General features: G+C 55.2%; 24 protein-coding genes and 1 tRNA gene. 19 read left to right on the top strand and 6 right to left on the bottom strand.

Translation table 11 applies throughout. The features are described from left to right. Positions 1 to 355: 355 nt before the first annotated feature. Positions 356 to 781 (top strand): hypothetical protein, encoded by a 426-nt coding sequence (locus ACYP2Q_RS12575; protein ID WP_459731038.1) that lies wholly within the window; start codon positions 356 to 358, stop codon positions 779 to 781. 145 nt (positions 782 to 926) lie between these two features. On the opposite strand, the gene ACYP2Q_RS12570 is transcribed toward ACYP2Q_RS12575, so the two are convergent. Beyond that, a complete protein-coding gene (locus tag ACYP2Q_RS12570) occupies positions 927 to 1,376 on the bottom strand; it encodes a carboxypeptidase regulatory-like domain-containing protein (RefSeq protein ID WP_459730756.1) in 450 nt (149 codons plus the stop codon). Positions 1,377 to 1,615: 239 nt separating this feature from the next. Between ACYP2Q_RS12570 and ACYP2Q_RS12565 the strand changes: the two genes are divergently transcribed. From ACYP2Q_RS12565 to ACYP2Q_RS12550, 4 genes are all read left to right on the top strand, one after another. Next, positions 1,616 to 2,467, top strand: a complete 852-nt coding sequence (locus ACYP2Q_RS12565; RefSeq protein WP_459730755.1) for a PDDEXK nuclease domain-containing protein — start codon at positions 1,616 to 1,618, stop codon at positions 2,465 to 2,467. A gap of 62 nt (positions 2,468 to 2,529) precedes the next feature. After that, the gene (locus ACYP2Q_RS12560; RefSeq protein WP_459730754.1) at positions 2,530 to 3,492 is read left to right on the top strand and encodes an alpha/beta hydrolase family protein; all 963 of its coding nucleotides are present in this window, start codon (positions 2,530 to 2,532) and stop codon (positions 3,490 to 3,492) included. Between the two features lie 38 nt (positions 3,493 to 3,530). Then, positions 3,531 to 3,947 carry a hypothetical protein gene (locus tag ACYP2Q_RS12555; protein WP_459730753.1) on the top strand — a complete coding sequence of 139 codons (417 nt, stop codon included), beginning with the start codon at positions 3,531 to 3,533 and terminating at the stop codon, positions 3,945 to 3,947. A gap of 6 nt (positions 3,948 to 3,953) precedes the next feature. Further along, on the top strand, positions 3,954 to 4,406 hold the full coding sequence (locus ACYP2Q_RS12550; protein WP_459730752.1) for a hypothetical protein: 453 nt from the start codon (positions 3,954 to 3,956) through the stop codon (positions 4,404 to 4,406). 71 nt (positions 4,407 to 4,477) lie between these two features. Here the strand turns inward: ACYP2Q_RS12550 and gabP are convergent, their stop codons facing one another. Beyond that, positions 4,478 to 5,869 (bottom strand): GABA permease, encoded by a 1,392-nt coding sequence (gene gabP / locus ACYP2Q_RS12545; protein ID WP_459730751.1) that lies wholly within the window; start codon positions 5,867 to 5,869, stop codon positions 4,478 to 4,480. Between the two features lie 563 nt (positions 5,870 to 6,432). On the opposite strand from gabP, the gene ACYP2Q_RS12540 reads away from it, so the two are divergent. The 11 genes from ACYP2Q_RS12540 (at position 6,433) to ACYP2Q_RS12490 (ending at position 16,875) form a co-directional block, all read left to right on the top strand. After that, a complete protein-coding gene (locus ACYP2Q_RS12540) occupies positions 6,433 to 7,206 on the top strand; it encodes an ABC transporter ATP-binding protein (RefSeq protein WP_007972784.1) in 774 nt (257 codons plus the stop codon). A 13-nt stretch (positions 7,207 to 7,219) separates the two neighbouring features. Beyond that, entirely contained in the window at positions 7,220 to 7,966 is a 747-nt protein-coding gene (locus tag ACYP2Q_RS12535; protein WP_046815301.1) for an ABC transporter substrate-binding protein, read from the top strand. Between the two features lie 72 nt (positions 7,967 to 8,038). Then, positions 8,039 to 8,734 carry an ABC transporter permease gene (locus tag ACYP2Q_RS12530; RefSeq protein ID WP_046815302.1) on the top strand — a complete coding sequence of 232 codons (696 nt, stop codon included), beginning with the start codon at positions 8,039 to 8,041 and terminating at the stop codon, positions 8,732 to 8,734. Then, positions 8,731 to 9,420, top strand: a complete 690-nt coding sequence (locus ACYP2Q_RS12525; protein ID WP_459730749.1) for an ABC transporter permease — start codon at positions 8,731 to 8,733, stop codon at positions 9,418 to 9,420. The genes ACYP2Q_RS12530 and ACYP2Q_RS12525 overlap by 4 nt, the downstream gene beginning before the upstream one ends. After that, positions 9,401 to 10,630, top strand: coding sequence for a methyltransferase (locus ACYP2Q_RS12520; RefSeq protein WP_459730748.1), 1,230 nt, complete (start codon positions 9,401 to 9,403; stop codon positions 10,628 to 10,630). Before ACYP2Q_RS12525 ends, ACYP2Q_RS12520 begins: the two co-directional genes overlap by 20 nt. A gap of 395 nt (positions 10,631 to 11,025) precedes the next feature. After that, positions 11,026 to 11,101 (top strand) — tRNA-Thr (locus ACYP2Q_RS12515). 266 nt (positions 11,102 to 11,367) lie between these two features. Next, positions 11,368 to 11,589, top strand: coding sequence for a hypothetical protein (locus tag ACYP2Q_RS12510; protein ID WP_459730747.1), 222 nt, complete (start codon positions 11,368 to 11,370; stop codon positions 11,587 to 11,589). Further along, positions 11,586 to 13,121 carry an OmpA family protein gene (locus ACYP2Q_RS12505; protein WP_459730746.1) on the top strand — a complete coding sequence of 512 codons (1,536 nt, stop codon included), beginning with the start codon at positions 11,586 to 11,588 and terminating at the stop codon, positions 13,119 to 13,121. The genes ACYP2Q_RS12510 and ACYP2Q_RS12505 overlap by 4 nt, the downstream gene beginning before the upstream one ends. An 18-nt stretch (positions 13,122 to 13,139) precedes the next feature. Further along, positions 13,140 to 14,942, top strand: a complete 1,803-nt coding sequence (locus tag ACYP2Q_RS12500; RefSeq protein WP_459730745.1) for a hypothetical protein — start codon at positions 13,140 to 13,142, stop codon at positions 14,940 to 14,942. Then, entirely contained in the window at positions 14,942 to 15,775 is an 834-nt protein-coding gene (locus ACYP2Q_RS12495; RefSeq protein WP_459730744.1) for a hypothetical protein, read from the top strand. Before ACYP2Q_RS12500 ends, ACYP2Q_RS12495 begins: the two co-directional genes overlap by 1 nt. 194 nt (positions 15,776 to 15,969) lie before the next feature. Beyond that, positions 15,970 to 16,875: a hypothetical protein gene (locus ACYP2Q_RS12490; protein ID WP_459730743.1), complete on the top strand. Its 906-nt coding sequence runs from the start codon at positions 15,970 to 15,972 to the stop codon at positions 16,873 to 16,875. A gap of 79 nt (positions 16,876 to 16,954) precedes the next feature. Here the strand turns inward: ACYP2Q_RS12490 and ACYP2Q_RS12485 are convergent, their stop codons facing one another. From ACYP2Q_RS12485 to ACYP2Q_RS12475, 3 genes are read right to left on the bottom strand one after another with little or no spacing between them, the layout of a single operon-like run. Further along, on the bottom strand, positions 16,955 to 17,665 hold the full coding sequence (locus ACYP2Q_RS12485) for an SDR family NAD(P)-dependent oxidoreductase (RefSeq protein WP_459730742.1): 711 nt from the start codon (positions 17,663 to 17,665) through the stop codon (positions 16,955 to 16,957). A gap of 44 nt (positions 17,666 to 17,709) precedes the next feature. After that, a complete protein-coding gene (locus tag ACYP2Q_RS12480) occupies positions 17,710 to 18,354 on the bottom strand; it encodes a DsbA family oxidoreductase (RefSeq protein WP_459730741.1) in 645 nt (214 codons plus the stop codon). After that, entirely contained in the window at positions 18,351 to 18,569 is a 219-nt protein-coding gene (locus tag ACYP2Q_RS12475; RefSeq protein WP_274075115.1) for a tautomerase family protein, read from the bottom strand. The genes ACYP2Q_RS12480 and ACYP2Q_RS12475 overlap by 4 nt, the downstream gene beginning before the upstream one ends. 576 nt (positions 18,570 to 19,145) lie before the next feature. On the opposite strand from ACYP2Q_RS12475, the gene ACYP2Q_RS12470 reads away from it, so the two are divergent. The 3 genes from ACYP2Q_RS12470 to ACYP2Q_RS12460 are packed head-to-tail and all read left to right on the top strand — an operon-like array spanning position 19,146 to position 21,738. Further along, positions 19,146 to 19,823: a hypothetical protein gene (locus tag ACYP2Q_RS12470; RefSeq protein ID WP_459730740.1), complete on the top strand. Its 678-nt coding sequence runs from the start codon at positions 19,146 to 19,148 to the stop codon at positions 19,821 to 19,823. Next, a complete protein-coding gene (locus ACYP2Q_RS12465; protein ID WP_459730739.1) occupies positions 19,820 to 20,677 on the top strand; it encodes an ImmA/IrrE family metallo-endopeptidase in 858 nt (285 codons plus the stop codon). The genes ACYP2Q_RS12470 and ACYP2Q_RS12465 overlap by 4 nt, the downstream gene beginning before the upstream one ends. Continuing rightward, complete coding sequence (locus ACYP2Q_RS12460) at positions 20,674 to 21,738, top strand: beta family protein (protein ID WP_459730738.1); 1,065 nt, start codon at positions 20,674 to 20,676, stop codon at positions 21,736 to 21,738. The genes ACYP2Q_RS12465 and ACYP2Q_RS12460 overlap by 4 nt, the downstream gene beginning before the upstream one ends. On the opposite strand, the gene ACYP2Q_RS12455 is transcribed toward ACYP2Q_RS12460, so the two are convergent. Further along, positions 21,724 to 22,281, bottom strand: a complete 558-nt coding sequence (locus ACYP2Q_RS12455; RefSeq protein ID WP_459730737.1) for a sce7726 family protein — start codon at positions 22,279 to 22,281, stop codon at positions 21,724 to 21,726. The genes ACYP2Q_RS12460 and ACYP2Q_RS12455 overlap by 15 nt on opposite strands. Positions 22,282 to 22,354 lie beyond the last annotated feature (73 nt).

The raw sequence follows: 22,354 nt of genomic DNA, 5'->3' as shown, positions 1-22,354 counted from the left end.
GCCGACCGCTGAAACGGTCAGTTATTATTGGTTTCGCTGGATCATGCTCGACTCCGGCGGCGAGGAAAAATAGTAAAAATATGCTCGGTTCCCAAGAAAAAGCTCGGTAGGGTCGAGGGTCTGAACCAGTAGGCAGGATTGCGCTTTTTATGACCGGGATTTAACAAATTCACCGCCACCGAAGTTTCCTACACCTATCAGGCACCTTTTCCCGCCACTTGTGCCAACTGCTCATACAGCGCTTTAGGATCCCTCTCATAGATGGCAAAAGCTTCCCCAGTGAAAATACGGCAGCAGCACATCTGCCTGCATGCATTCACGTTTAAACGTAAGGAAGCAGCTATTGAACACGCTTATGAAGTTCCTCGCCCTCTCGACAATCATTGCCACCGCCAGCGGCTGCGTCAGTTACAACAACAGCCAGCCGTCCTCGCCAATCGACAGCACCGTCAAAGCCGACCTGAAAGCGGACATCGCTGTCGGTGACGCGATCTCCGGCCAGTCTTCGGTCAACGTCCTGTTCGGTTTCCTCAAATTTGGCGGCGACTCGCAATTTGCCGACGGCGTCAGCTATGGCGGCCAGAGCGGTGGCTTGAGCGGCCTTGGCCTGGACCCGGTCAGCGCGGTCAAATCGGCGGCGGCCTACAAAGCGGTCAAATCTTCCGGCGCCGACCTGATCGTCGCCCCTCGCTATGAAGTGAACGAAGAAAACTACTTCATCTTCAAGAAAGTATCCGTCACCGTAAAAGGCAACAAAGGCAATATCCGCAGCATCCGCTAACGCATCCCCCAGGTGTTTGTTCAGCAAACCATCCATCGCACGCCGGCAAACCGAAAACTCTAGCGCGCGATGTTCCGCAAACAGCAGTGAAAGCTGTTGTTTGCGGATTTGAACGCTGACGAAATCGTCTCCCGCCTACACTCGGCTAGACATCACCATTCCAGTGAAATACCAGATTGCGCGCGGTTCCCGTGCCAACATCCGTGGTATCACGCCGCTGTTCACCAGAACGGGTCGCAACCACCGTGTACTTGCCAGGAGGCAGCTGGACGTAAACCAGCGGACCCGCTTGAGTCAGGGTCAACACGCTCTGTCCCTGCGCGTTATGAATGACTACATCGACGTCCGGAATGTATTTGTTCTCGACGCCGACAGAGAACGTCATATGCAGGTTGTAACCGGTGGTTTGCTGGATCGCTTTCGCCTCATCCTCACCGATACCGCCAGACAGGTAGGTAATTCCGTTTTGTTCCTGCCGTTGAACCTGCACGCCCGAATTGTCGATCGGCTCGAGGCTGGCGGCGTGCGGTGCAATCGGAAACATCAACACACCGATGGCGACAAAGGGCAGGAACAGTGACTTCACAGATTTCATGATGACGACTCCCGGGCTCCATGGAACCCAATCGTTACTCAATTTTGATTTCCGGCGCCGTCGTCGTGTTCTAGAACGATTTGTACTTGGAGCCACTACGAAACGTACTACGTGAATCGCTCCGTCACCCTTCACGCCTATCAGTCCGGTCCTTCGGTCTTTTCAGCTGCGCCCTGCAGCATCGACCCATGCTCTCTTGCCATTCTCTTCTGCCTGTTCAGCTTATTGCGGAAGACTCCATGAGCGCCCTCGTACCCGATGACACACAAGACCCACCAATCACCTCACTGCTTGGCAATCTTGGTGAGCTGATCCGCCAGGCACGACAGAAGGTGTTGCGCGCGGTTGATACCATTCAAGTGCAAAGCTGCTGGCAAATCGGTCGGCATATTGTCGAATTCGAGCAGGAAGGAGCCCGGCGGGCGGGGTATGGAAAACAATTGCTTTCGACCTTGGCCAAGGTACTTACAGCGGAATTCGGCAAGGGCTTCGACGCCTCCAACCTTCGGTATATGCGCCTGTTCTACCAAGCGTTCCCAATGTGTGACGCACTGCGTCACGAATTGAGCTGGACCCACTACCGCAGGCTGCTAAGAGTCGACAACGAAAACGCCCGCCTCTGGTACATGAACGAGTCTGCCACCCAAAACTGGTCAAGCCGAGCGCTGGAGCGCCAGATCAATACCCTGTACTACGAACGTCTTTTGGCGAGCCGCGATCGCTGCCCCGTCATTCAGGAAGCAACCACCAATATTCAGCAAATGAAGGCCAGCCCTCGGGACTTCATCCGCGATCCGGTTGTGCTGGAATTCCTTGGCCTGCCCAGTGCCGGCAGGCTTCAGGAAAGCGAGATCGAACAGGCTCTGATCGAACAGTTGCAGGATTTCCTGGGAGAAGAAGACGGCCCCACTGTCGGCATCATTCTCTGCGCGCAAAAGGATGAGTCCGTAGTGCGCTACTCAGTGCTGGAGGGCAACGAACAATTATTTGCCAGCAAATACCAACTGGTACTGCCGAGCGAGGAAGAGTTACGCGCGGAACTGGATCGAGAGCGGGCAGTGCTTGAAGAGCGACTTCATCAGGAACCGTGATGGATTGTTCATACGCGGCGTGAAGACTATTGTTGTCAGCTACCCGCAAAGGTCCGACGCCAATGAATGTGCAGGACATGGCATCCCTCGCCCCCACTCAAATCGAGCTGCCGTTAACGACTGGCGCTTCGGGCGAACCGTTCAAGCAACCCGCCGCCGACGGTTTCGTCCTTGGCGGCTTCACCTGGCGGCATGCGGAGCCGGACGCTTCCCGAGCAGTCGTCATCATCAACGCCGCCACATCGGTGCGCTGCCGACACTACTCGCGCTTCGCCGATTACCTGTTTGCCAACGGCTTTGATGTCATCACCTACGACTACCGCGGCATCGGCGAATCACGGCCCGCATCGATGAAAGGACTGAAGGCGTCCTGGTCCGACTGGGGGGCCCTGGACTTCGAGGCGATGCTCAAGCGCGCACAGCGTGAGTTTCCAGGTCAGCCGATCGATGTGGTCGGTCACAGCTTTGGTGGCTGTGCAGCGGGGCTGGGAGCGTCCGGACAGCTAATACGTCGCCTGGTGACGGTCGGCGCGCAATTCGCTTACTGGCGCGACTATGAACCCGCTCATCGCTGGCGGATGTTTGGCAAGTGGCATGTGGTGATGCCGCTGGTGACGATGCTCTGCGGCTACTTTCCCGGCAAACGCCTCGGCTGGCTGGAAGACACGCCAGCCGGTGTAGTGCGCGACTGGAGCACGCCCACCGCGCGTTACGAGAAGCGTCCCAGCGGCCAGGACATCCATGTCAGGCACTTCGCCGCCGTCAGCGCGAAAACCCTGGCGATCAGCCTCAGCGACGATCCCTACGGCACAATCCCGGCCATCGAACGCCTGCTCGGCTACTTCACCGCCAGCACCAACACTCACTTGCGCATTACCCCCGAAGACATCGGCGAACAGGAAGTTGGACATTTCGCCTTTTTTCGCAGCGCATACCAAGCCACACTATGGCCCATTGCACTGTCATGGCTGCAAAACGGCGAGCTGGCCCCCGACACACCCGGGCGGACAGTGCCTCGCAGCTAAGTCACCTGCCCTTTTCAACGAATTACGGAACGACGCCCATGGCTTCCGCCAACAAGCAACACAAACGCGCCTCCCGCGCCAAGGCCAAGGCCAAGCAGAACCGCACCCAGCGGGCTGCTGCGCCGGTGGAGCTGGACCCGAACGACGATCGCATCGACTTCGAGTCGGTGGACCTGACCGAACTGTTCAAGAAAATGATCGACGCCGAGAAGCTCAGCCAGCAAGCCATGTGCGCGGCCTTCCTCGAAGACCCGTTGCTGGAACTGGTGTACGAGCAGGAAGGCGAAGAAGGCGCGATGGACTTCATCCTCGCCGCCCTGATCGAATATCGCCAATGGTCCACCGAAACCGACGAAGCCGGCGCCTTGGCGTGGATCGAATCCCCAGCTTTCCAGGCTGACTATGTGGCGGCATCCGACGCTATTGCTGCGCAAACCCAACAGAAACCGAACTGAGTTCCCATGGCCTCCCTGAACAAGCAACAGAAACGCGCCAAGCGCGCAAAAGCCAAAGCCAAGCAGATCAACATCCACGGTCGCAAACCCGCTGCACTGGACGATGACCTTGGCCACCTCGCCGAGCCGATCCCGGAATACACCCTGGCGATGTTCAGCAAAATGCGCGACGCGGAAGCCGTCAGCCGCAGCGAAATGCTCTCGGTGCTGCTGACGAACCTGGCCTTTATCATCATCGACCATCCAGAACTGCTGGACATGGAAAACGCCGACGACGAAGGCATGGCCGCCACCCACCTGGCCGCCGACATGCTGATCGACTACCGCATGTGGGCCGACGGCATGGACCGCGAGGCCGCCCAGGCATGGCTGAGCGAGCCACAGTTCATCGCCGATTTCAGCGCTGCACTGGATGTCTACCGCGAGTCGCTGGAAGCGCCGGAAGAAAAAGCCGAGTAAAGGTTACGACTCAAACAAAAACGGCCGCTCGTCATCACTGACAGCGGCCGTTTTACATTACGCGGTACGAATCAGCTCAGCACTACCGCGCCACGCTTCTCCAGTTTGCGACGACGTGCCACCAGCAAGCCGGCAGCGACGACCATGACGGCCAGCAGGCCGGTCGCGAGGATCTCAACGCGGTGAGCTTCCTGGAACAGCATGATGGTCAAGGCGGCGACGATGAACACGATCACCGCGTAGGTCAGGCCCGGGAACAGCCACATGCTGAACACGATTTTCTCACCGCGAGCCATACGCTGCTTGCGCATGCGCAGTTGCGAGATCGCAATCACCAGGTACACCAGCAGCGCAATGGCGCCGGAGCTTGCCAGCAGGAATTCGAACACTGCAGCAGGAGCGACGTAGTTGGCGAATGTGGCCAGGAACGCTGCGCCAGTGGACAGCATGACTGCCCAGTATGGCGTACCACTTTTGTTGGTGCGGGTGGACATGGCCGGTGCATCACCGCGCTTGCCCAGGGAGAACAGCATGCGCGACGAGGTGTAGAGCGCCGAGTTCAGGCAGCTGGTCACGGCGACCAGTACCACGATGTCGACGATCATCTTGGCGTTCGGGATGCCCATGCGGTCCAGCACGGTCTGGTAGGAACCGACGCTGGCCAGGATCGGATCGTTCCAAGGCACCAGGGCCACGACGATGAAGATCGATACAAGGTAGAACAAGCCGATCCGCCAGATCACCGAGTTGGTGGCCTTGGAGATTTGCTTGCCTGGGTCTTTCGATTCCGCGGCCGCGATGGTCACGATCTCGGTGCCCATGAAGGAGAACATGGTGGTCAGAATTGCACCCAGCACCGCGCCCATGCCGTTTGGCAGGAAGCCTTGGGTGTCGAACAGATGCGAAACGCCGCTGACCTGACTGTTCGGCAGGAAGCCGAAGATTGCCGCCAAGCCGAGAATAATAAATCCGATGATCGCTAATACTTTGATCAGCGCGAACCAGAACTCGAACTCGCCGTAGTTCTTCACACTGAACAGGTTGGTCACGGTCAGCAGCATCGTGATCACCAGGGCGAAGGCCCAGATGTCTACCCCAGGGAACCAGGCATGCAGGATGGTTGCGGCGGCGTTGGCTTCCAACGGGATGACGAGCACCCAGAACCACCAGTACAGCCAGCCGATGGTGAAACCGGCCCAGTGACCGATCGCGCGATCGGCGTATGTCGAGAAGGAGCCCGTGTCCGGCGAGGCAACAGCCATTTCACCAAGCATGCGCATCACCAACACCACCAACATGCCGGCGGCCGCGTAAGCCAGGAGCACGGCCGGGCCTGCTGCAGCGATGGCGTGGCCCGAGCCAACGAACAGGCCGGCGCCGATTACCCCGGCGATCGACAGCATGGTGACATGCCGCGGTTTGAGCCCCTGTTCGAGGCCGTTAGAGCTTTGGGTACTGCTCATTGAAACTACCTTTGTAAGGAAAAGCGAATGCGTGCATCCCGCTTGTGTTCCTTCTTGTAAAAAGAAACAAACGGAGCGTTCCGGAATCTGCACGCAATATTTGCGCCAAAATGTTTCAAAACCCTCTAGCACGGGAATTTCGCCCCGACCGGACAGATATCGCAAGCCATTGATATTAATGGCACTTTGCCAGAGCGTTACCCTGCGACTCACTTAATGGACGAACCAGCGCACCGGAAACACACGCAAAAATCCCTCGACGCACGATAAAAGGGCAGATCCGCCACCTTTGGCCGGTTAGCGCTTCCAACCCCCCGCCAAAGCTGGCAACATCGCGCCCTTTTTTACGCGACAGCCACCGCGCTTTTATCTGAAAGCAGGGTTCAAACGGCTGTTCGGTTGTTGATGGGGCGACAGTCTGCTGTGCCGATGCGACAACCTGCCACATGCCACCCGTTTACTGCCCGTAGCGCTGTTGGCTGCCTTTGAAACGCTATGCTAGCTTGGCCGCCTCGCCAGGAAGGCCACCAACAGCAGGAGCGAATACACAATGAGGAACGCACATGGCTGAGGCCACGCCCGCGCTTGAAATCCGCAACTTGCACAAACGCTACGGCTCGCTGGAAGTGCTCAAGGGCATCTCGCTGACCGCCCGCGACGGCGACGTGATCTCGATCCTCGGCTCCTCCGGCTCCGGCAAGTCCACATTCCTGCGGTGCATCAACCTGCTGGAAAACCCGCACCAGGGCCAGATCCTGGTGGCCGGCGAAGAACTCAAGCTCAAGGCCGCGAAGAACGGCGAACTGGTCGCTGCCGACGGCAAGCAGATCAACCGCCTGCGCAGCGAAATCGGTTTTGTGTTTCAAAACTTTAACCTGTGGCCGCACATGAGCGTGCTCGACAACATCATCGAGGCCCCGCGCCGCGTGCTCGGCCAGAGCAAGGCCGAAGCCATCGAAGTCGCCGAAGCCCTGCTGGCCAAGGTCGGCATCGCCGACAAGCGCCACGCCTACCCGGCGCAATTGTCCGGCGGCCAGCAACAACGCGCGGCCATCGCCCGCACCCTGGCCATGCAGCCCAAGGTCATCCTGTTCGACGAGCCCACCTCCGCGCTTGACCCGGAAATGGTCCAGGAAGTACTTAATGTCATCCGCGCACTGGCTGAAGAAGGCCGCACCATGCTGCTGGTCACCCATGAGATGGGCTTTGCCCGTCAGGTCTCCAGCGAAGTGGTGTTCCTCCACCAGGGCCTGGTAGAAGAACAAGGATCGCCACAGCAGGTATTTGAAAACCCGCTTTCGGCGCGCTGCAAACAATTCATGTCCAGCAACCGCTAACGGAGCTAAACGCATGCAGAATTTCAAGAAGGTCTTCCTGGCCGCCGCCGTTACCCTGGCGTTCAGCGCCGGTGCCATGGCTGAAACCCTGAAGATGGGCATCGAAGCGGCCTACCCGCCGTTCAACAACAAAGATGCCAGCGGCAATGTCGTCGGCTTCGACAAGGAAATCGGCGACGCCCTGTGCGCCAAGATGAAAGTCGAGTGCACCGTCGTGACCTCCGACTGGGACGGCATCATCCCGGCCCTGAACGCCAAGAAGTTCGACTTCCTGATCTCCTCGATGTCGATCACCGACGAGCGCAAGCAGGCGGTGGACTTCACCGACCCGTACTACTCCAACAAACTGCAATTCATCGCGCCGAAAAGCGTCGACTTCAAGACCGACAAGGACTCGCTGAAAGGCAAAGTGATCGGCGCACAGCGCGCGACGCTGGCGGGTACCTGGCTGGAAGACAACATGGAAGGCGTTGAGGTCAAACTCTACGACACTCAGGAAAACGCCTACCTGGACCTGACTTCCGGTCGACTGGACGGCATCCTGGCCGACAAGTACGTCAACTACGAGTGGCTCAAGAGCGACGCAGGCAAATCCTACGAGTTCAAAGGCGACCCGGTGGAAGAAAGCGACAAGATCGGTATCGCTGTACGCAAGAACGACCCGATCCGCGAAAAGCTGAACCTCGCGCTGAAAGAAATCGTTGCTGACGGCACCTACAAGAAGATCAACGACAAGTACTTCCCGTTCAGCATCTATTGATTCTGACCTGCCTGGCCGGCGCCTGATGGCGCCGGTTCACGGTTTTGCCTGCCGCGATTTGAAAAGAAATCCATGATTATCGACCTCTACGGATTCGGCCCGGCGCTCGCCGCTGGCGCGCTGATGACTGTGAAACTGGCACTCTCGGCCCTGTGCCTGGGGCTGGTGCTCGGTCTGCTCGGCGCCTTGGCCAAGACTTCCCCATACAAGCCGTTGCAATGGCTTGGCGGCACCTATTCGACACTGGTGCGCGGCATCCCGGAATTGCTCTGGGTGCTATTGATCTACTTCGGCACGGTCAACCTGATGCGCGCCCTGGGCGAGTTTTTCGGCAATCCGGACCTTGAGCTCAATGCCTTCGCCGCCGGCGTGATTGCCCTGGGCCTGTGCTTTGGCGCCTACGCCACCGAAGTGTTTCGCGGCGCGATCCTCGCCATCCCTAAAGGCCACCGTGAAGCCGGAGTGGCCCTGGGCCTGTCGAAATTCCGCATCTTCACCAAGTTGATCATGCCGCAGATGTGGCGCATCGCCCTGCCCGGCCTGGGCAACCTGTTCATGATCCTGATGAAAGACACCGCGCTGGTGTCGGTGATCGGCCTGGAAGAAATCATGCGCCACGCGCAGATCGGCGTGACCGTGTCCAAGCAACCGTTCACCTTCTATATGGTCGCTGCGTTCATGTACCTGAGCCTGACCATCCTGGCCATGACCGGCATGCACTTCCTGGAAAAACGCGCCGCCCGCGGCTTCGCGAGGAGCACCCAATGAACTGGGAAGTCATCATCAAGTGGCTGCCGAAACTGGCCCAGGGTGCAACCCTGACCCTGGAACTGGTGGCCATTGCCGTCATAGCCGGCCTGCTGCTGGCGATTCCGCTGGGTATCGCGCGTTCGTCGCGCCTGTGGTGGGTGCGGGCGTTTCCCTACGGCTACATCTTCTTTTTCCGTGGTACGCCGCTGCTGGTTCAGCTGTTCCTGGTCTATTACGGGCTGGCGCAGTTCGACGCGATCCGTAACAGCTCCATGTGGCCTTACCTGCGCGATCCGTTCTGGTGTGCCACGGCGACCATGACCCTGCACACCGCGGCCTACATCGCCGAGATCCTGCGCGGCGCCATCCAGGCCATTCCACCGGGTGAGATCGAAGCGGCGCGAGCCCTGGGCATGTCTAAAACCAAGGCGCTGATCTTCATCATGCTGCCCCGTGCCGCGCGCATCGGCCTGCCAGCCTACAGCAACGAAGTGATCCTGATGCTCAAGGCCAGCGCCCTGGCCAGCACCGTGACCCTGCTGGAACTGACCGGCATGGCCCGCACCATCATCGCCCGGACCTACCTGCCGGTGGAGATCTTCTTCGCCGCTGGCATGTTCTATCTGTTGATGGCCTACGTGCTGGTACGCGGCTTCAAGCTGCTGGAGCGCTGGTTGCGCGTCGATGCCTGCCAAGGGCGTTGATCCCCAGGTGCTGACGGGCGAGGAACTACTCGCCCGTTTCACCGCGCTGGACACTTTTCTGACAGCGCATCGGGCGCTGTGGAAACCACGACCGTTCACTCATCTGCAGTTGCCTTGGGAAACCACTCACCCCGAACTGGCCGCCTGGCTACGCGGGCGGTCGCTGGAAGAGGCGGAAAGCGCACACAACCACCCTGCCCTTATGGATGCCCCGCAGCCTTTTGCGTCGTTGGCGGCCATGTCACTGGCGCTGAGTGCGGTGGATGAATTGCCTCCTCATGCGCTCCAAGCGCCAGTTCATCGATTGAACGTGGATGTGCCGGGCCGCAAGTGGCTGCAAATTGAGGCCTTCGCCAGCCGACTGCAATTTGCCAATACCGCCGAACATTGGCTGGACTGGTGCTCGGGCAAGGGACATCTGGGCCGACGCCTGCTGCAAACCGGACAGCAACTGACCTGCCTGGAATACGATCCAGCGCTGGTTGCCAGCGGCCAGGCGCTCAGCCAGCGCCATCGACTGCACGCGCTGCATGTCGAACAGGATGTACTGGCTATCGATGCGGCTTCGCTATTGAAAGCTCAGCACACACCCGTTGCACTGCATGCCTGTGGCGATTTGCATGTGCGACTGATCCGGCTCGCCAGCGCAGCCGGCTGCAAACAACTCGCCATCGCCCCTTGCTGCTACAACCGGACCAGCCTGGCCGGTTACTCGCCAATGTCCTCAGCCGCCCAACGCTCTAACCTGCAGCTGTCCCTGGATGATCTGGGCCTGCCGATGAGTGAAACCGTCACCGCCGGCGCTCGCGTACGACGCCAACGCGACACCTCGATGGCCCGACGCCTGGGCTTCGACTTGCTGCAAAGGCAACTACGCGGCGTCGACGAATACCTTTCGACGCCATCCCTGCCGAGCGCTTGGCTGGAAAAACCCTTTGCCGAATACTGCCAACACCTGGCCGATCTCAAGGAGTTATCCACAATCGGCGCCAAAAATTGGCCCGCACTTGAGGCCGCCGGTTGGCAGCGTCTTGCCCAAGTCCGCAATCTGGAGCTACTGCGCGGGCTTTTCCGCCGCCCGCTGGAGCTATGGCTGTTGTTGGATCGGGCTCTTTTCCTACAAGAACAGGGATACTCGGTTCGCCTCGGCACCTTCTGCGAAGCCTCGCTCACACCACGCAACATCCTGCTGCTGGCGGAACGCTGTTAACGCCGCACACCCTGTGGATAACTCTGTTGATGAAATATTCGTGGATCCAATCTTTACAGCTGTTTCAGCGCTGATACGCCACTGCTCACATTTCGTACACAGAATAAAAAACCAGAAAAACAGGCATTTGCGAGCTAATGAGAACGGATCTACAAAAGTACTGTTAACCGGGTGATTCAAAAATCCTGTTGTGCATAAGCATGCGATCAAAAGACATAACCGGGCAACAGATGGGCAACAGCAAAGGCATGAAACAGCGGCTCTACCACCTCGTTTTGCCCCACGTGATCACGATCAGCGAGCGCTGGAAACACTCGATCAAGCTCCGCGCAAAAATAGTCTGAATTCAGGGGTTTACAGAACCTTCCCAATCGCTATAATCGTCGCCCTAACACGCCGGTATAGCTCAGATGGTAGAGCAACTGACTTGTAATCAGTAGGTCCCGGGTTCGATTCCTGGTGCCGGCACCATACAAAACAAAGCCCTCGTAGAAATACGAGGGCTTTGTTGTTTCTGCGCCCCTCAATCCCCGCCCTCTACTCCCAGCTTTTAGCCATTTCCCTCGCCACTGCCCACAATCTCGTTGCCCTTTTCTGCATATCACAGTGCCATCATCTGGCAAAACAGCAGTATCATAGCCGCGGTTGTACCCGCTGCACTCCTCCTCGCGGGTACAGCGGCATACGGACATGGATGTGCAGGCTCTCAGTGCTTGCACTTATAGGATATTTTTCCCATGGGCTTCTGCCTCAATCCTGGCATCACTCTTTTTCTTGAAGCCGCGACGCATGCGCGCGGCTTTGGCGCTGTTCGTCCGCAAAAAAACCAACCAACACACAACCCGGTCGTGACGTTCTTGATCACCCTCGGAGCTTGGAGCATTCAGCCATTGGCTGAAAAAAATTCCCGTCAGTTTGACGGGCTATGGAATGGGGAGATGGCATTCGGATGTTTTTGAATCGTATTTTGAGACCGACAGCGCTCGCCGTCGCGATCGCCGTCGGCCTTAGTGGTTGCGCCCACGTCGATCAGTACATGGGGCAGTCTTCCGGGACCAGTGCCTGTGTTGCTGGTGGCGCGGTGGGTGCGGTGTTGGGGGTTGCCGTCGTCGCGTTAACAAAAGGCGACGCCAATGCCTACAAGAAAGGTGCATTGATCGGTGCAGGCGCAGGGTGTGGCGTCGCACTGTTGTACCGCGAGCGGGTGCAGAGGCTGCAGGCTGTCGCCAAAGAGGAAGGCCTGGTGATGCAGGTCAACGAGCTGAATGCCAACGTTGCCAAGCCTGCGGCCACACCAAACGTGCAGTCCGTGGGTGTTGAAGCGCAACTGCAGTCGTCCGAAATGTTTACTGTCGGTTCGGCGGAACTGACCGCTGATGGCAGGCGCAAGCTCACGCGCCTGGCCGCAGCATTGGCCGAAAAGCCACCGGCAGTCCAGCAAGCCCCCCAGACACTGAAGAAGATTCTGGTGGTTGGCCACACCGATGCTACCGGTGCGGCTGAATTCAACCAGAAACTGTCCGAGCAACGGGCTCGTGCCGTGGGCCAGATCCTGGCGGATGCGGGTATCGCTCGCCAGGACATTTACTACCAGGGCGCCGGGGCGTCCCGACCTGTCGCCAGCAACGACACAGAGCAAGGTCGCACCGAGAACCGTCGCGTCGAGTTTGTCGAGGTCGACAACGAGCAATTGCTGGTTGAACGCGTCCGTAGCGAACGCAGCAACGCCAAGTACCTGGCACATGGCACCGCGCCCGTGGTCAAGGCCAAGCCGTCAGAGGCTAAATCGACCACTGCCAAACCCATCGTGACGGCGAGCAAAAAGCCTAGCGCGCAAGTGCAGCAACCGGTTGCCCAGGCACCGACCCCCCTGCCGGCCTCACCTGCCAAATCGCCAACCGTTCCACTGGACGGTAAAGGGGGAGTCGACTTCGGTGGCAATGTTGTCACCGACACCCGCTCGATCCTGGCCATGGGCATCACGCCAAAAAGCTCGCCCTTCTCCGTGATCGGCACCGCCAACGCGACTGCACCCTTGAGTTCATGTGTTGCCGACCTTCCGCGTATCGAAGGCCAGGTCAAGAGCCTGGCCGATGACAAGCCGCTGAATGAGTTCGCAACCAACGAATTCTTCCCCGGCCTGACCGGCAAGCCCTGGGCAACGGCGGTCAACGGTCACTCCGTCACCGTTGGCCCGATTGCAGTTCTGCGTGATGACGCCAAGGTCGCTCAGGCGCCAAAAATGCAATTCATCACGGACTACGCAACCGCGCAAAAGCATCAGAGCCAGCCGTACCTCTCCGTCGCCAATACCTATGAAGGGGAGAACAAGATTCTCTATCGGGTATTTGCCGTCGACCAGTCCAAGTCTCCCGTGACTTGCATGGACATCGTTTTCGACAAGCGTGCCGGCAGCGCCATCGCTGGCGAAATCTATTACCCGAAACAGGGTGACGCTTACGTCGCTCAGTTCACACCAAAGCGCCGTTAAGTCTAAAGGGACAATGCAATGCTAGAAATTTTCCGCTCGTTTTTTACCGCGTACTGGTATGTGATCATCCCGGTCGTCTTTACGGTCCTGCTTTCGATCCCGGTAATTGTCTACTGGTCGTCCTTCAAGTACTGGCTGATGAAAGTCCGTATTCGCCTGCCTGGATTTGGCCGGATCAGTCACTGGGTCAAACATCCCGGCGAAAAAGAAAAGCCAAGCGAGACCAACACCAAACCTATCGGCTTTCTTTCCTCGGAACTGGAGCTGTGCTCGTTCTACGACAAGTACTACCGGGAACATCAGCCCTCGGAAGCCAACTTCCGTCGCAGCCAGGATTACCTCGGCAAGATCCAGGAAGATGGCCGGCGGGAGAAAGGCCTTGGCCTCTGGACGCTGATCATCGTCCTGATGCTGATCGAGGCCACGGCCTTCGGTTTCGCACTGGCGCCTTTTGCCCTGACACTGGCCACACCGAACACCGCACTGGCCGGCGCTTTCGCCATCGGCCTGGTGATCTCGATCATCGGCTTGTTCCTTTCCGAGTTTGCCGGGCGCGCGCTCTACAAGAACCGCGTCGTCGACAACATCATGTCCTATGAAAACCTGCGTCGCACCGGCGCGGGCGGCGACATGATCAGCACTCACATCATCACTATCGACAACACCCACGACGACGATGGCGGCGCGCCGTATCAGCAAATGCTGAACCGCGTGAAAGTGGATAAAGATGGCGACATGCCGGCCAAGCGCTACACCATGCTGATCGGCTATGGCGTGTTCATCATTGGTCTGGCAGTGGCCGCGTTCTGGGTGCGTACCGAAACCCTCAACGCTCAGGAATCCGACCTGATCGCCAATCCGCCCGCCATGGTGCAGTCCGCTGACGACTTCCCATCTGCAGACAGCGTGCCGATTCCAGATGACATGCAAGCGCTGTCCGACAATGCCACCCACAAATCAGCCCAGGACCAGATCGATTCGCTGCACCGTGCATCGCTGGTGACCTTCGCCGTACTGAGCGGTCTGTTTATCTTCATCCAGGCGAGCTCGACGTACCTGGCCTTCATCTTCGGTTTTGCCGGCACACACTCGCGCAAGGCCTGGGAACGCACGCACAAGTTCTCCAGTGCCGATGACTTCATGCGCTACCACGCCAACAAAGCCCGAGGGGTTGCCAACGATGCCCAGGCATCGCTGGGCACGTTGCAAGGTTTGCAGATGAAAGTGTTCCGCGTCGGCGGCAAAGAACTGGAAGCCCTGCGTTCGGACCTGTTGAACCGTACGTTCGAGTCCTATATCGCCCAGGAAGACGAAAAAAATGCAGCCAAGGCGCGCAAACATGTAACCGACAACCTCGGCAAAGAAAGTCGCAAGGTCATCGAAAACTACTTCAAGAAGGTCGTGGCAGACCTGACCGCTGCGATTGAAGCGAGCGACAACGCAAGGATCAACGACCTGATCTCGGTAGCGGGCCCTCGTTTCGAGCAAATCGACGATAACGATCCGACCCTGGCAGATTTCAAAAAGCAGTTTGCCGCTCTGAGTATATTCACCGCCAAGCCAACGGCTGCACCGGCACCCGCCCCAGTCGTGGCGGGGGTCGAGGCCTCCGTGGTCGAAGTCGCCGTCCCCGTTGAAGCAGCCCCGACGCCGGCTCCGATGGCCGCACCTGCGCAGTCCACCTTTGACCACAACGCCTTCGGCGACCTGACCGGGTACGAAGACGACGACATCGACTACGTGGCCAACAAAAAAGGCGTGGATGCCGCAATCATCCGCCGCGCCCGCAAACTCCAGCTGCTCGACAAGTCGGAGGTTTGATGAAGTTCAAGAGCCTGATCCTGGCTCTGGCATTTGCCCCCGCTGCCCTCGTGGCGGCGGAGCGCAACGATGTCCCGAGCTGCTACGCCCAAGCGAAGATCGAAAGCTTTCGCAGCGCACCTTCCGGCCGCCTGCTGACAGTCGTCGTCGACCAGACAACGCCATTGACGCCGGACTTGCAAAAGACCGCCTGGGGCCACATCAAGCGCTTCATCCAGCCCGGTGACAAGCTGCGTCTTTACTCGTTCAGCGCTTACCTGGAAGGCCACTACACGCGCTTGCAATTCGCCGGAGAACTTGAAAAACCCATCGATCCGGCCGTCCTCGGCGATGTACCGATGATGGCCAGCCGTAAGTTCGATGCCTGCCTGAAGGGCCAGTCCGCTGCGTTGTACCAGCGGTTCGGCAAGGCGTTTGCCAACGCGATGGGCAAATCCAGCTCGGACATTCCGCGCAGCGAAATCCTGTTCAGTCTCAAGTCCATCGGCGATGACATCAAGAACGCCGAAGGCGTGAACGAGCAGGTCATCCTGCTGATGTCCGACATGCTCGAATACAGCGATTTCGGCAGTTTCTATACCAACAATGGTATTCGCGAGATCAACCCTGCCGTGGAATTGGCGAAGGTCGAAAAACAGAACTTGCTGGCGGATTTCTCCGGGGCCCGGGTCTACGTTCACGGCGCCGCATTCGTGCCTACGCAGATCAAGAACGGCTATCGCAGCGGCAAGATGATCCAGAACCTCGAAGGGTTCTGGCGCCTCTACTTCGAGAAATCGAATGCTGAACTCAAAGGCTTCGGCAACCCGGAATTGACGACAGCGGTTGAGTGATTGAATGGCCGCCTGCGGGCGGCTGATCCACTGTAGGAGCGAGCTTGCTCGCGAAGGACACAAGAGCGCTACGTTTAGCCAGTGAACACGCGTCATCGTTAACGACCTTCGCGAGCAAGCTCGCTCCTACATTAGTGGTTGGGCATTACGTCTGCGGGCGGCCTTTTCATGCAAGAGTCAAAAAGGAGCGACACATGAGTCTCTGGGGCGACTTGAAACAAAAAGCCATCGATGCCAACCCTGAAATGGCCGCCAAGGCTGCACAGGCCTTGCACAAAGCCAAGGACCTGGTGGTGGAAGCCGGTCAGAAAGCAGCACCAGTCCTGAAGGAGGCCAGCGAAAAAGCCGCCGCCTATGCCCAGGAAAAGACACCAATCGTCAAGGCGCAAGCCCTGAAGGCGATTGAAGATGCGAAGACCCGTCGGGCCGAGCTCCAGGAGCAAGCGAAAAACGACAAGGCTGCACGCGATGAAATGATCCGCACGATGTATGACATCAGCCTGTGCCCTCAGGACGAACTATTCATCAATGAACCGTTCAACCATTACGGGCGCCAGTTCAACTTTTTCGTCATAACCGGCGAAGTCCTCGACACCCAGAAACGTAACCAATTGCACCTGCATGCCGGGCATTCCCATCATTCTGGCGGTGGGTACATCAGCAACGGCAGCGGCTATGTCGGCGGTGGCTCATCGTCGTCCTATGTCAGTAGCAGGAACGTCCAGGAACATGAATTCTGGGTCAAACTAAGGGATGGTAAAGAGGCGTGCTTCCAGTTCGCCGACAAAAATGTCCGAATACGCGAAGGCCAGAGCATCTCGATGCTCTTTATGCACCAGGCCGATAGCACGAGCGGTGAAATGATATCGCTCTACAACCACCACGCTGACAACTATCACGTTATTTGTTCCCCCGCGCAGATAAACCGTACGTTCAATCTCTACACGGTTGAACCCGGTTTCTTCAACAAACATGAAGTGATGACTACCCGTAACCGCCTCTTGCTGGAGCTTGACCTGCGGCTTGAACAACTTCGGCAATACGTCGCCTTACATGAAAAACCCGGCGTTTTGATCCAGATGGATGAAAGCCAAGGGTAGATTCGCAGCGCAGGCTCCACGACAAAGCCCTCGTAGCAATACGAGGGCTTTGTTGTTTCTGCCGTCTGGGAACCAGGTCTCAGTGACCCGCGCTCTGCCCACCATCAACATGCAGTATCTCGCCGGTGACAAACTTGGCGCCATCCAGATACACCACTGCCTGAGCAATATCGTCGATTTCGCCCATGTGCCCGAGCGGGTGCAGTGCGCCCAATGCGGCGTGGGTTTCTTCGCCGTGCATCGGGGTCTTGATGATGCCAGGCGAGACCGCGTTCACCCGAATGCCGCGCTTGGCGTATTCGATGGCCAGGGAACGGGTTGCCGCGTTCAGGCCGCCTTTGGTCAGCGAGGCCAGTACCGAAGGCACACCGTCGATGGCGTGGTCGACCAGGCTGGTGGTGATGTTGACCACGTGGCCGCTGCCCTGTTTTTCCATCTCGGCGATGGCCAGTTGGGTGATGTAGAAGAAGCCGTTGACGTTCACCGACAACACATTGGCGTAGTCCTCAGCGGTGTACGCAGTGAACGGCTTGGCGATGAAGATCCCGGCGTTGTTGACCAGGGTATCGACACGGCCGAAACGGGCGATCGCTTCACGAATCACGCGCTGCGCGGTCTCTGGTTCGCCGATGTCGCCAGCCACGGTGAGGATGTCCGGATCGGTGGATGGCTTGATCGAGCGCGAAGTCGCGACGACCTGGTAACCGAGTTCGCGGAAGGCCTTGACCATGCCGTCGCCGAGACCTTGGGATGCGCCAGTGATGACAACGACTTTTTTCGAATTGCTCATGATGAACCTCTACTGATAAATGATGATTTGAAAAAACCGGGTAATCAGGCTTGTGCCATTTGTCTCAACATCTGTTCGTAGTACTCGACCGACTGCGAGCCGGACACCAGGTGACGACCGTTGAGTACCAGGGCCGGGACCGAATTGATGCCGTGCTGTCGGTAAAACTCTTCCAGTTCACGCACCTCTTCGGCAAAGGCGCCGGACGCCAGCACCTTGCGCGCACGGGCTTCGTCCAACCCGGCTTCACCCGCCAGCCGCACCAGCGTCTGCTGATCACTCGGGTTCTGCCCTTCACTGAAGTAAGCGCGCAGCAGGATCTTCTTCAACGCCACCTGGCGTCCTTCTTCCAGCGCCCAGAGCAACAAACGGTGAGCGTCGAAGGTGTTGTAGAAGTGCGTGCGTTTTTCCAGATCGAACGTGAAACCGATAGCCTCGCCGCGAGCGATCTGCATCGCTTTGCCAGAGGCGACGTCCTCGGCAGTGCGCCCGTATTTGCGCATCAGGTGCTCGACGGCTTTTTCGCCTTCGGCCGGCATGTCCGGGTTCAGCTCGAACGGCTTGTAGGTCAGCTCGACCGCCACCTCACCCGCCACGTTCTCAATCGCCTGCTCCAGCGCCGTCGCCCCGAGTGCGCACCATGGGCACACCACATCGGAGACGAAATCGATAGTCACCGACCCCGTCATGACTTCCCCTCTTCCGCCAGTTGCTTGCGGTACTGGGTGGTGGTGATGCCGGCGTAACCCCAGTTATCGGTGTCGACTTCCTCGATCACGATGTGGGTCAGCTCAGGACGTTTGTTGAGAACCCGTTCCAGTGTTTCAGTGATCTCCGCAATCACCTGAGCTTTCTGCTCAGTGGTAACGCCATCGCGGGTGATGCGTACGCTTACAAAAGGCATGAGGGAAACTCCAGTGACCTTCCCGTCGGAATGATGGGAGAGGCGTTGGAGATCAATGTAGGGAGTTAGCTGGAGGGGATAAAGGTGGGAGCGGGAACATCATTAGTTACGTGGTGTAATGATTAGATTAATTTAATTATCAAAACAAGAACTATTTCGAACGTCCTAGCACTTATCGATTCTGGCCTGATGCCTAAGACACCGCAGCGATTTTTCTCATTTTTTATGCACAACCTAAATATTCTCCGCTTCGTCAGATTTTGATGGCGAAACCATGGCACACGACCGAAATCTGGAGTAGTCTCATCCACAGACATTGCACAGAATACACCGTCAAATTTTTCATATGTTCCGCCACGGACAGGCCGAAAATGCTAAATACAATAAAACTACAAAAGATCTGCATATATAATTTAAAAATTGCTCAGCCTCAACGGATAGAACCTAGTCGCACACGATTAAAAACGTTAGCAACGACATTTGCGCCAGTGACCAAGTCGAACAATAAGCGTCAACCCAACTTTAAAACTCTCACACTTAGTTACAGGCACACTCGTTCTCCACAGGATGAATCTCATGACTCTCGATGAAATCAAAAAATTAGTGGACACAATGTCTCCCTGTGAAGATGAAATTATACAGAACGGGTTTTTAAACGATGCCAACAACAATAGAATCGAATATAAAATACATCACGGATGGGATATAGCTCACGGAAATTTATGTGACAAGTTATGGGGAGAGTTCAATATAAAGCTTCTCAGACACGTGAGAGATAATTGTAAAGATGACGCCATACTAGAAGCAGAAATAGCAAAACTGAGCCTTGAGGATAGTCATTGGGAATGGTTAAAAAAATCACTTGTTCATCGGTCAGATGACTACCACTGGTTTTTTCTATCCGCGGATTCAAAACCCCAAGGGGCGTGCTTAATCTATCATCCAAAACAAAGTATATTCGACCAAGGCAATATCTTTTATATCGAGTATCTTGCAGTAGCTCCTTGGAATCGTCAAAACCCCATGTCTCCTAAAAGCTTCAGCGGGATAGGCAGCATTTTAATCAAGGCAGCATTAACCTACTCCTGCAGGGTGTTATGTCTTAGACCTGGTTTCAGCCTACACTCTCTTCCAAAAGCAAAAACCTATTATGAGCGAATTGGGATGCAACACTTCCCTAAGCTTGATAAAGATCAGCTGAATTATTTCGAAATGGAAGAGGCCAAAGCCGCCCAATATGCGGGGGCAGTATGAACCATAAAGACGACGAACAAGAAGCTTTTGTAGTTATCCAAGAAAACATTGTGTCTCCGCGAGAGCTAATAAACGCCCTAAAAGCACATGACGAAATTATAGGCCTTGTTAAGGCTTCCACAACAAAACAAAAATCCCCAAATAGCGAAAACATCGGATTATTCCGCGACATGTTAACTAGCGATGGCAATTCGACCTTTTTTAGGCAGGCAGCTAACGCAAATACCGCAAACACCGCATATTGGCTTTCTCGTATAAAAAACTCAGCTCAACTATTACTTAATTTACGAACTACACCAGATTACCAACCAATTTCCGTCGAACAAATTCATCAAATCACACGATTGAGTCCAAACCCGAATAATATTCAGACAATCTCGAACGAGCTTTTCAAACTTGGGATCATTCTTATATTTGATGAACAGTTGAAAGGAATGAAATTAGACGGTGCAGTTTTCAAGATTAAATCTGGCCACCCTGTTATTGGAATGACACTGAGACATAGTAGATTAGACAATTTTTGGTTTACTTTAACACACGAGCTTTGCCATATACATTTGCATCTCGACCAATTAGACACCCCTATACTCGACGACCTTGAGGCTCCTCCAACCGAGGATATCGAGCTAGAGGCTGACAGATTAACAAAATCTATATTCGTTAGCAGAAATGAATGGCGGAACTGCGAACCAAAGTATGATTTAAGAAAAAATACCGTAATAAAATACGCTAATGAAAAAGGACTACACCCAGCAATTATTGCGGGAATGCTCCGTCATGAGCTGGGGCGATATGAAATATTTTCGGATATCGTATCTGAATATAATACAAGGGACTTGATATTTAAATCATGAACAATTACACGCCATTCCTAAAAACCAAAACTAACGAGATCGGAGCTTTAAAGGTTCTCGATTCAGCGCTCAAGCCTTTTATATCACCGTTTTTTGATTTTCCAATGAAAAAAGGACTCAATGAAGACTCTTTAAAAAAGTCCATTGATGGGACATACAAAAAAATCAAGACTCATTTAAAAGAATACAGTGATTTTTATCTTGATAACTTTGACATTCCTGACGCAATAACCATTGCCGGAAAAGACAACTACATCTACGCTATCAATAAATTTACCGACACGCAATTTATTCCGGTTGTGGCTATAGAAAGAACTTCACAGCGAAATGATGCTGTATTCCATTCGAAGTCTACAAACGACATAAAATCTGATGTGGTAGCATTAAGAGTTCAGCCCGAAGACTTCCAACAATACTCCGTTACTAAATCTGAAATACAAGCACTAGTTTCAAAATGCCTAGCTAACTTTACGTCAGTGATACTTATACTTGACAATCGTATCTGTCGCACTTGCGATACAGTTAAAAGGGCAGCCGAAATCACCAATTTTATCCTAGCGATAAAACGAGACTTCTCTTTCTCAAAAATCATCGTAACTGGTTCATCCATACCCGCCTCAATTAAAGAAATCCTTGATGTTGGTCAAGAGATTTCAATGCTAAGAAGCGAGTTAGAGATATACAAAAATGTTATTGCTCATCACGAATTACAAGAAGTTGGGCTTGGCGATTATACCATTGTGAGCCCCAACTTTTCTGAAATCGACATTCCTGCTGAAAGCATGCGAAATGTCACCGCCCCAAAAATCTTGTATGCATTTGACGACTATCAATATGTCATTAGAGGCAACGGCCTAAAAAACCATCCACGGGGCAACCACCAATATAATGATATGGCTAAAATTTTAGTTGCAAAATCCTTTTACCGCACTCCACCATACTCTTGGGGAGACAAATATTTAGATGAAAAAGCTAATTCACTTGGGAGTCTTGTAACGCCAAGTAGCATTCTGAATCCAACGATAAATGCCCATATAACTTTCATGCTACAAAAAACATAACTTTCTCTCTGCGAGCTTGGCGCTTATCGTAAGGCTAAGCTCTTCTCTCCCCATAACATCTGCAATAGAGGTAGATATAATATCTCTATTTGATTTTGAGGTTACCTTTATATTCAATTTCTCGGCAACATCTGAAAGCTCCACCCTCCAAAGTGTCATTAAAGCTTTTTTCTTATCAAAAAAAGGATTGCTCTTTGAGGACCTAACCCCCCTTAGAACAACCTCACCACTTACTTCCTTTGCTATAATTAACCCCCAATGTGGAGGGATCGTTTTAACTGCTTTGTCAACATGGCGCTCTGTAGTTACTAAGGTTATTTTTCTAAATGCCAAATCATAGTATGCTGCCTGAATCACTGCTCTCTCGACTTTATCAGCATCACCCTTTATTTCATAACAATGGGCCTCTTTATATATCGCCACAACATCAGCTATCGCACTTCCATTATGCACTCGCAACTCTTCTATCAACGCACTGGGCCTATGCGCCATTCGGTTCAGCCTGGCCAAAAGGGCTGATCTAATTTTTATGTCTCCCAGCACAAACACCTCAACTCATATTTAAAAAATCACACCTGCCCAGGACAAAGCAGATCAAGTTGATTCTTTTTTGGGC

It is taken from the genome of Pseudomonas sp. MHK4, from assembly GCF_054600775.1.
Note: the sequence above shows the minus strand (reverse complement) of the source record. Positions and strands in the feature narration are given on the sequence as shown.

What these genes read in the sequence shown, in the direction of transcription:
- ACYP2Q_RS12550 (WP_459730752.1), top strand. Translation starts at nt 3,954, where the DNA reads ATGGCCTCCCTGAACAAGCAACAGAAACGCGCCAAGCGCGCAAAAGCC.
- ACYP2Q_RS12510 (WP_459730747.1), top strand. Translation starts at nt 11,368, where the DNA reads ATGGGCTTCTGCCTCAATCCTGGCATCACTCTTTTTCTTGAAGCCGCG.
- ACYP2Q_RS12540 (WP_007972784.1), top strand. Translation starts at nt 6,433, where the DNA reads ATGGCTGAGGCCACGCCCGCGCTTGAAATCCGCAACTTGCACAAACGC.
- ACYP2Q_RS12520 (WP_459730748.1), top strand. Translation starts at nt 9,401, where the DNA reads ATGCCTGCCAAGGGCGTTGATCCCCAGGTGCTGACGGGCGAGGAACTA.
- ACYP2Q_RS12470 (WP_459730740.1), top strand. Translation starts at nt 19,146, where the DNA reads ATGACTCTCGATGAAATCAAAAAATTAGTGGACACAATGTCTCCCTGT.
- ACYP2Q_RS12525 (WP_459730749.1), top strand. Translation starts at nt 8,731, where the DNA reads ATGAACTGGGAAGTCATCATCAAGTGGCTGCCGAAACTGGCCCAGGGT.
- ACYP2Q_RS12465 (WP_459730739.1), top strand. Translation starts at nt 19,820, where the DNA reads ATGAACCATAAAGACGACGAACAAGAAGCTTTTGTAGTTATCCAAGAA.
- ACYP2Q_RS12490 (WP_459730743.1), top strand. Translation starts at nt 15,970, where the DNA reads ATGAGTCTCTGGGGCGACTTGAAACAAAAAGCCATCGATGCCAACCCT.
- ACYP2Q_RS12565 (WP_459730755.1), top strand. Translation starts at nt 1,616, where the DNA reads ATGAGCGCCCTCGTACCCGATGACACACAAGACCCACCAATCACCTCA.
- ACYP2Q_RS12475 (WP_274075115.1), bottom strand. Translation starts at nt 18,569, where the DNA reads ATGCCTTTTGTAAGCGTACGCATCACCCGCGATGGCGTTACCACTGAG.
- ACYP2Q_RS12570 (WP_459730756.1), bottom strand. Translation starts at nt 1,376, where the DNA reads ATGAAATCTGTGAAGTCACTGTTCCTGCCCTTTGTCGCCATCGGTGTG.
- ACYP2Q_RS12575 (WP_459731038.1), top strand. Translation starts at nt 356, where the DNA reads ATGAAGTTCCTCGCCCTCTCGACAATCATTGCCACCGCCAGCGGCTGC.
- ACYP2Q_RS12535 (WP_046815301.1), top strand. Translation starts at nt 7,220, where the DNA reads ATGCAGAATTTCAAGAAGGTCTTCCTGGCCGCCGCCGTTACCCTGGCG.
- ACYP2Q_RS12555 (WP_459730753.1), top strand. Translation starts at nt 3,531, where the DNA reads ATGGCTTCCGCCAACAAGCAACACAAACGCGCCTCCCGCGCCAAGGCC.
- ACYP2Q_RS12495 (WP_459730744.1), top strand. Translation starts at nt 14,942, where the DNA reads ATGAAGTTCAAGAGCCTGATCCTGGCTCTGGCATTTGCCCCCGCTGCC.
- gabP (WP_459730751.1), bottom strand. Translation starts at nt 5,869, where the DNA reads ATGAGCAGTACCCAAAGCTCTAACGGCCTCGAACAGGGGCTCAAACCG.
- ACYP2Q_RS12500 (WP_459730745.1), top strand. Translation starts at nt 13,140, where the DNA reads ATGCTAGAAATTTTCCGCTCGTTTTTTACCGCGTACTGGTATGTGATC.
- ACYP2Q_RS12560 (WP_459730754.1), top strand. Translation starts at nt 2,530, where the DNA reads ATGAATGTGCAGGACATGGCATCCCTCGCCCCCACTCAAATCGAGCTG.
- ACYP2Q_RS12530 (WP_046815302.1), top strand. Translation starts at nt 8,039, where the DNA reads ATGATTATCGACCTCTACGGATTCGGCCCGGCGCTCGCCGCTGGCGCG.
- ACYP2Q_RS12460 (WP_459730738.1), top strand. Translation starts at nt 20,674, where the DNA reads ATGAACAATTACACGCCATTCCTAAAAACCAAAACTAACGAGATCGGA.
- ACYP2Q_RS12485 (WP_459730742.1), bottom strand. Translation starts at nt 17,665, where the DNA reads ATGAGCAATTCGAAAAAAGTCGTTGTCATCACTGGCGCATCCCAAGGT.
- ACYP2Q_RS12480 (WP_459730741.1), bottom strand. Translation starts at nt 18,354, where the DNA reads ATGACGGGGTCGGTGACTATCGATTTCGTCTCCGATGTGGTGTGCCCA.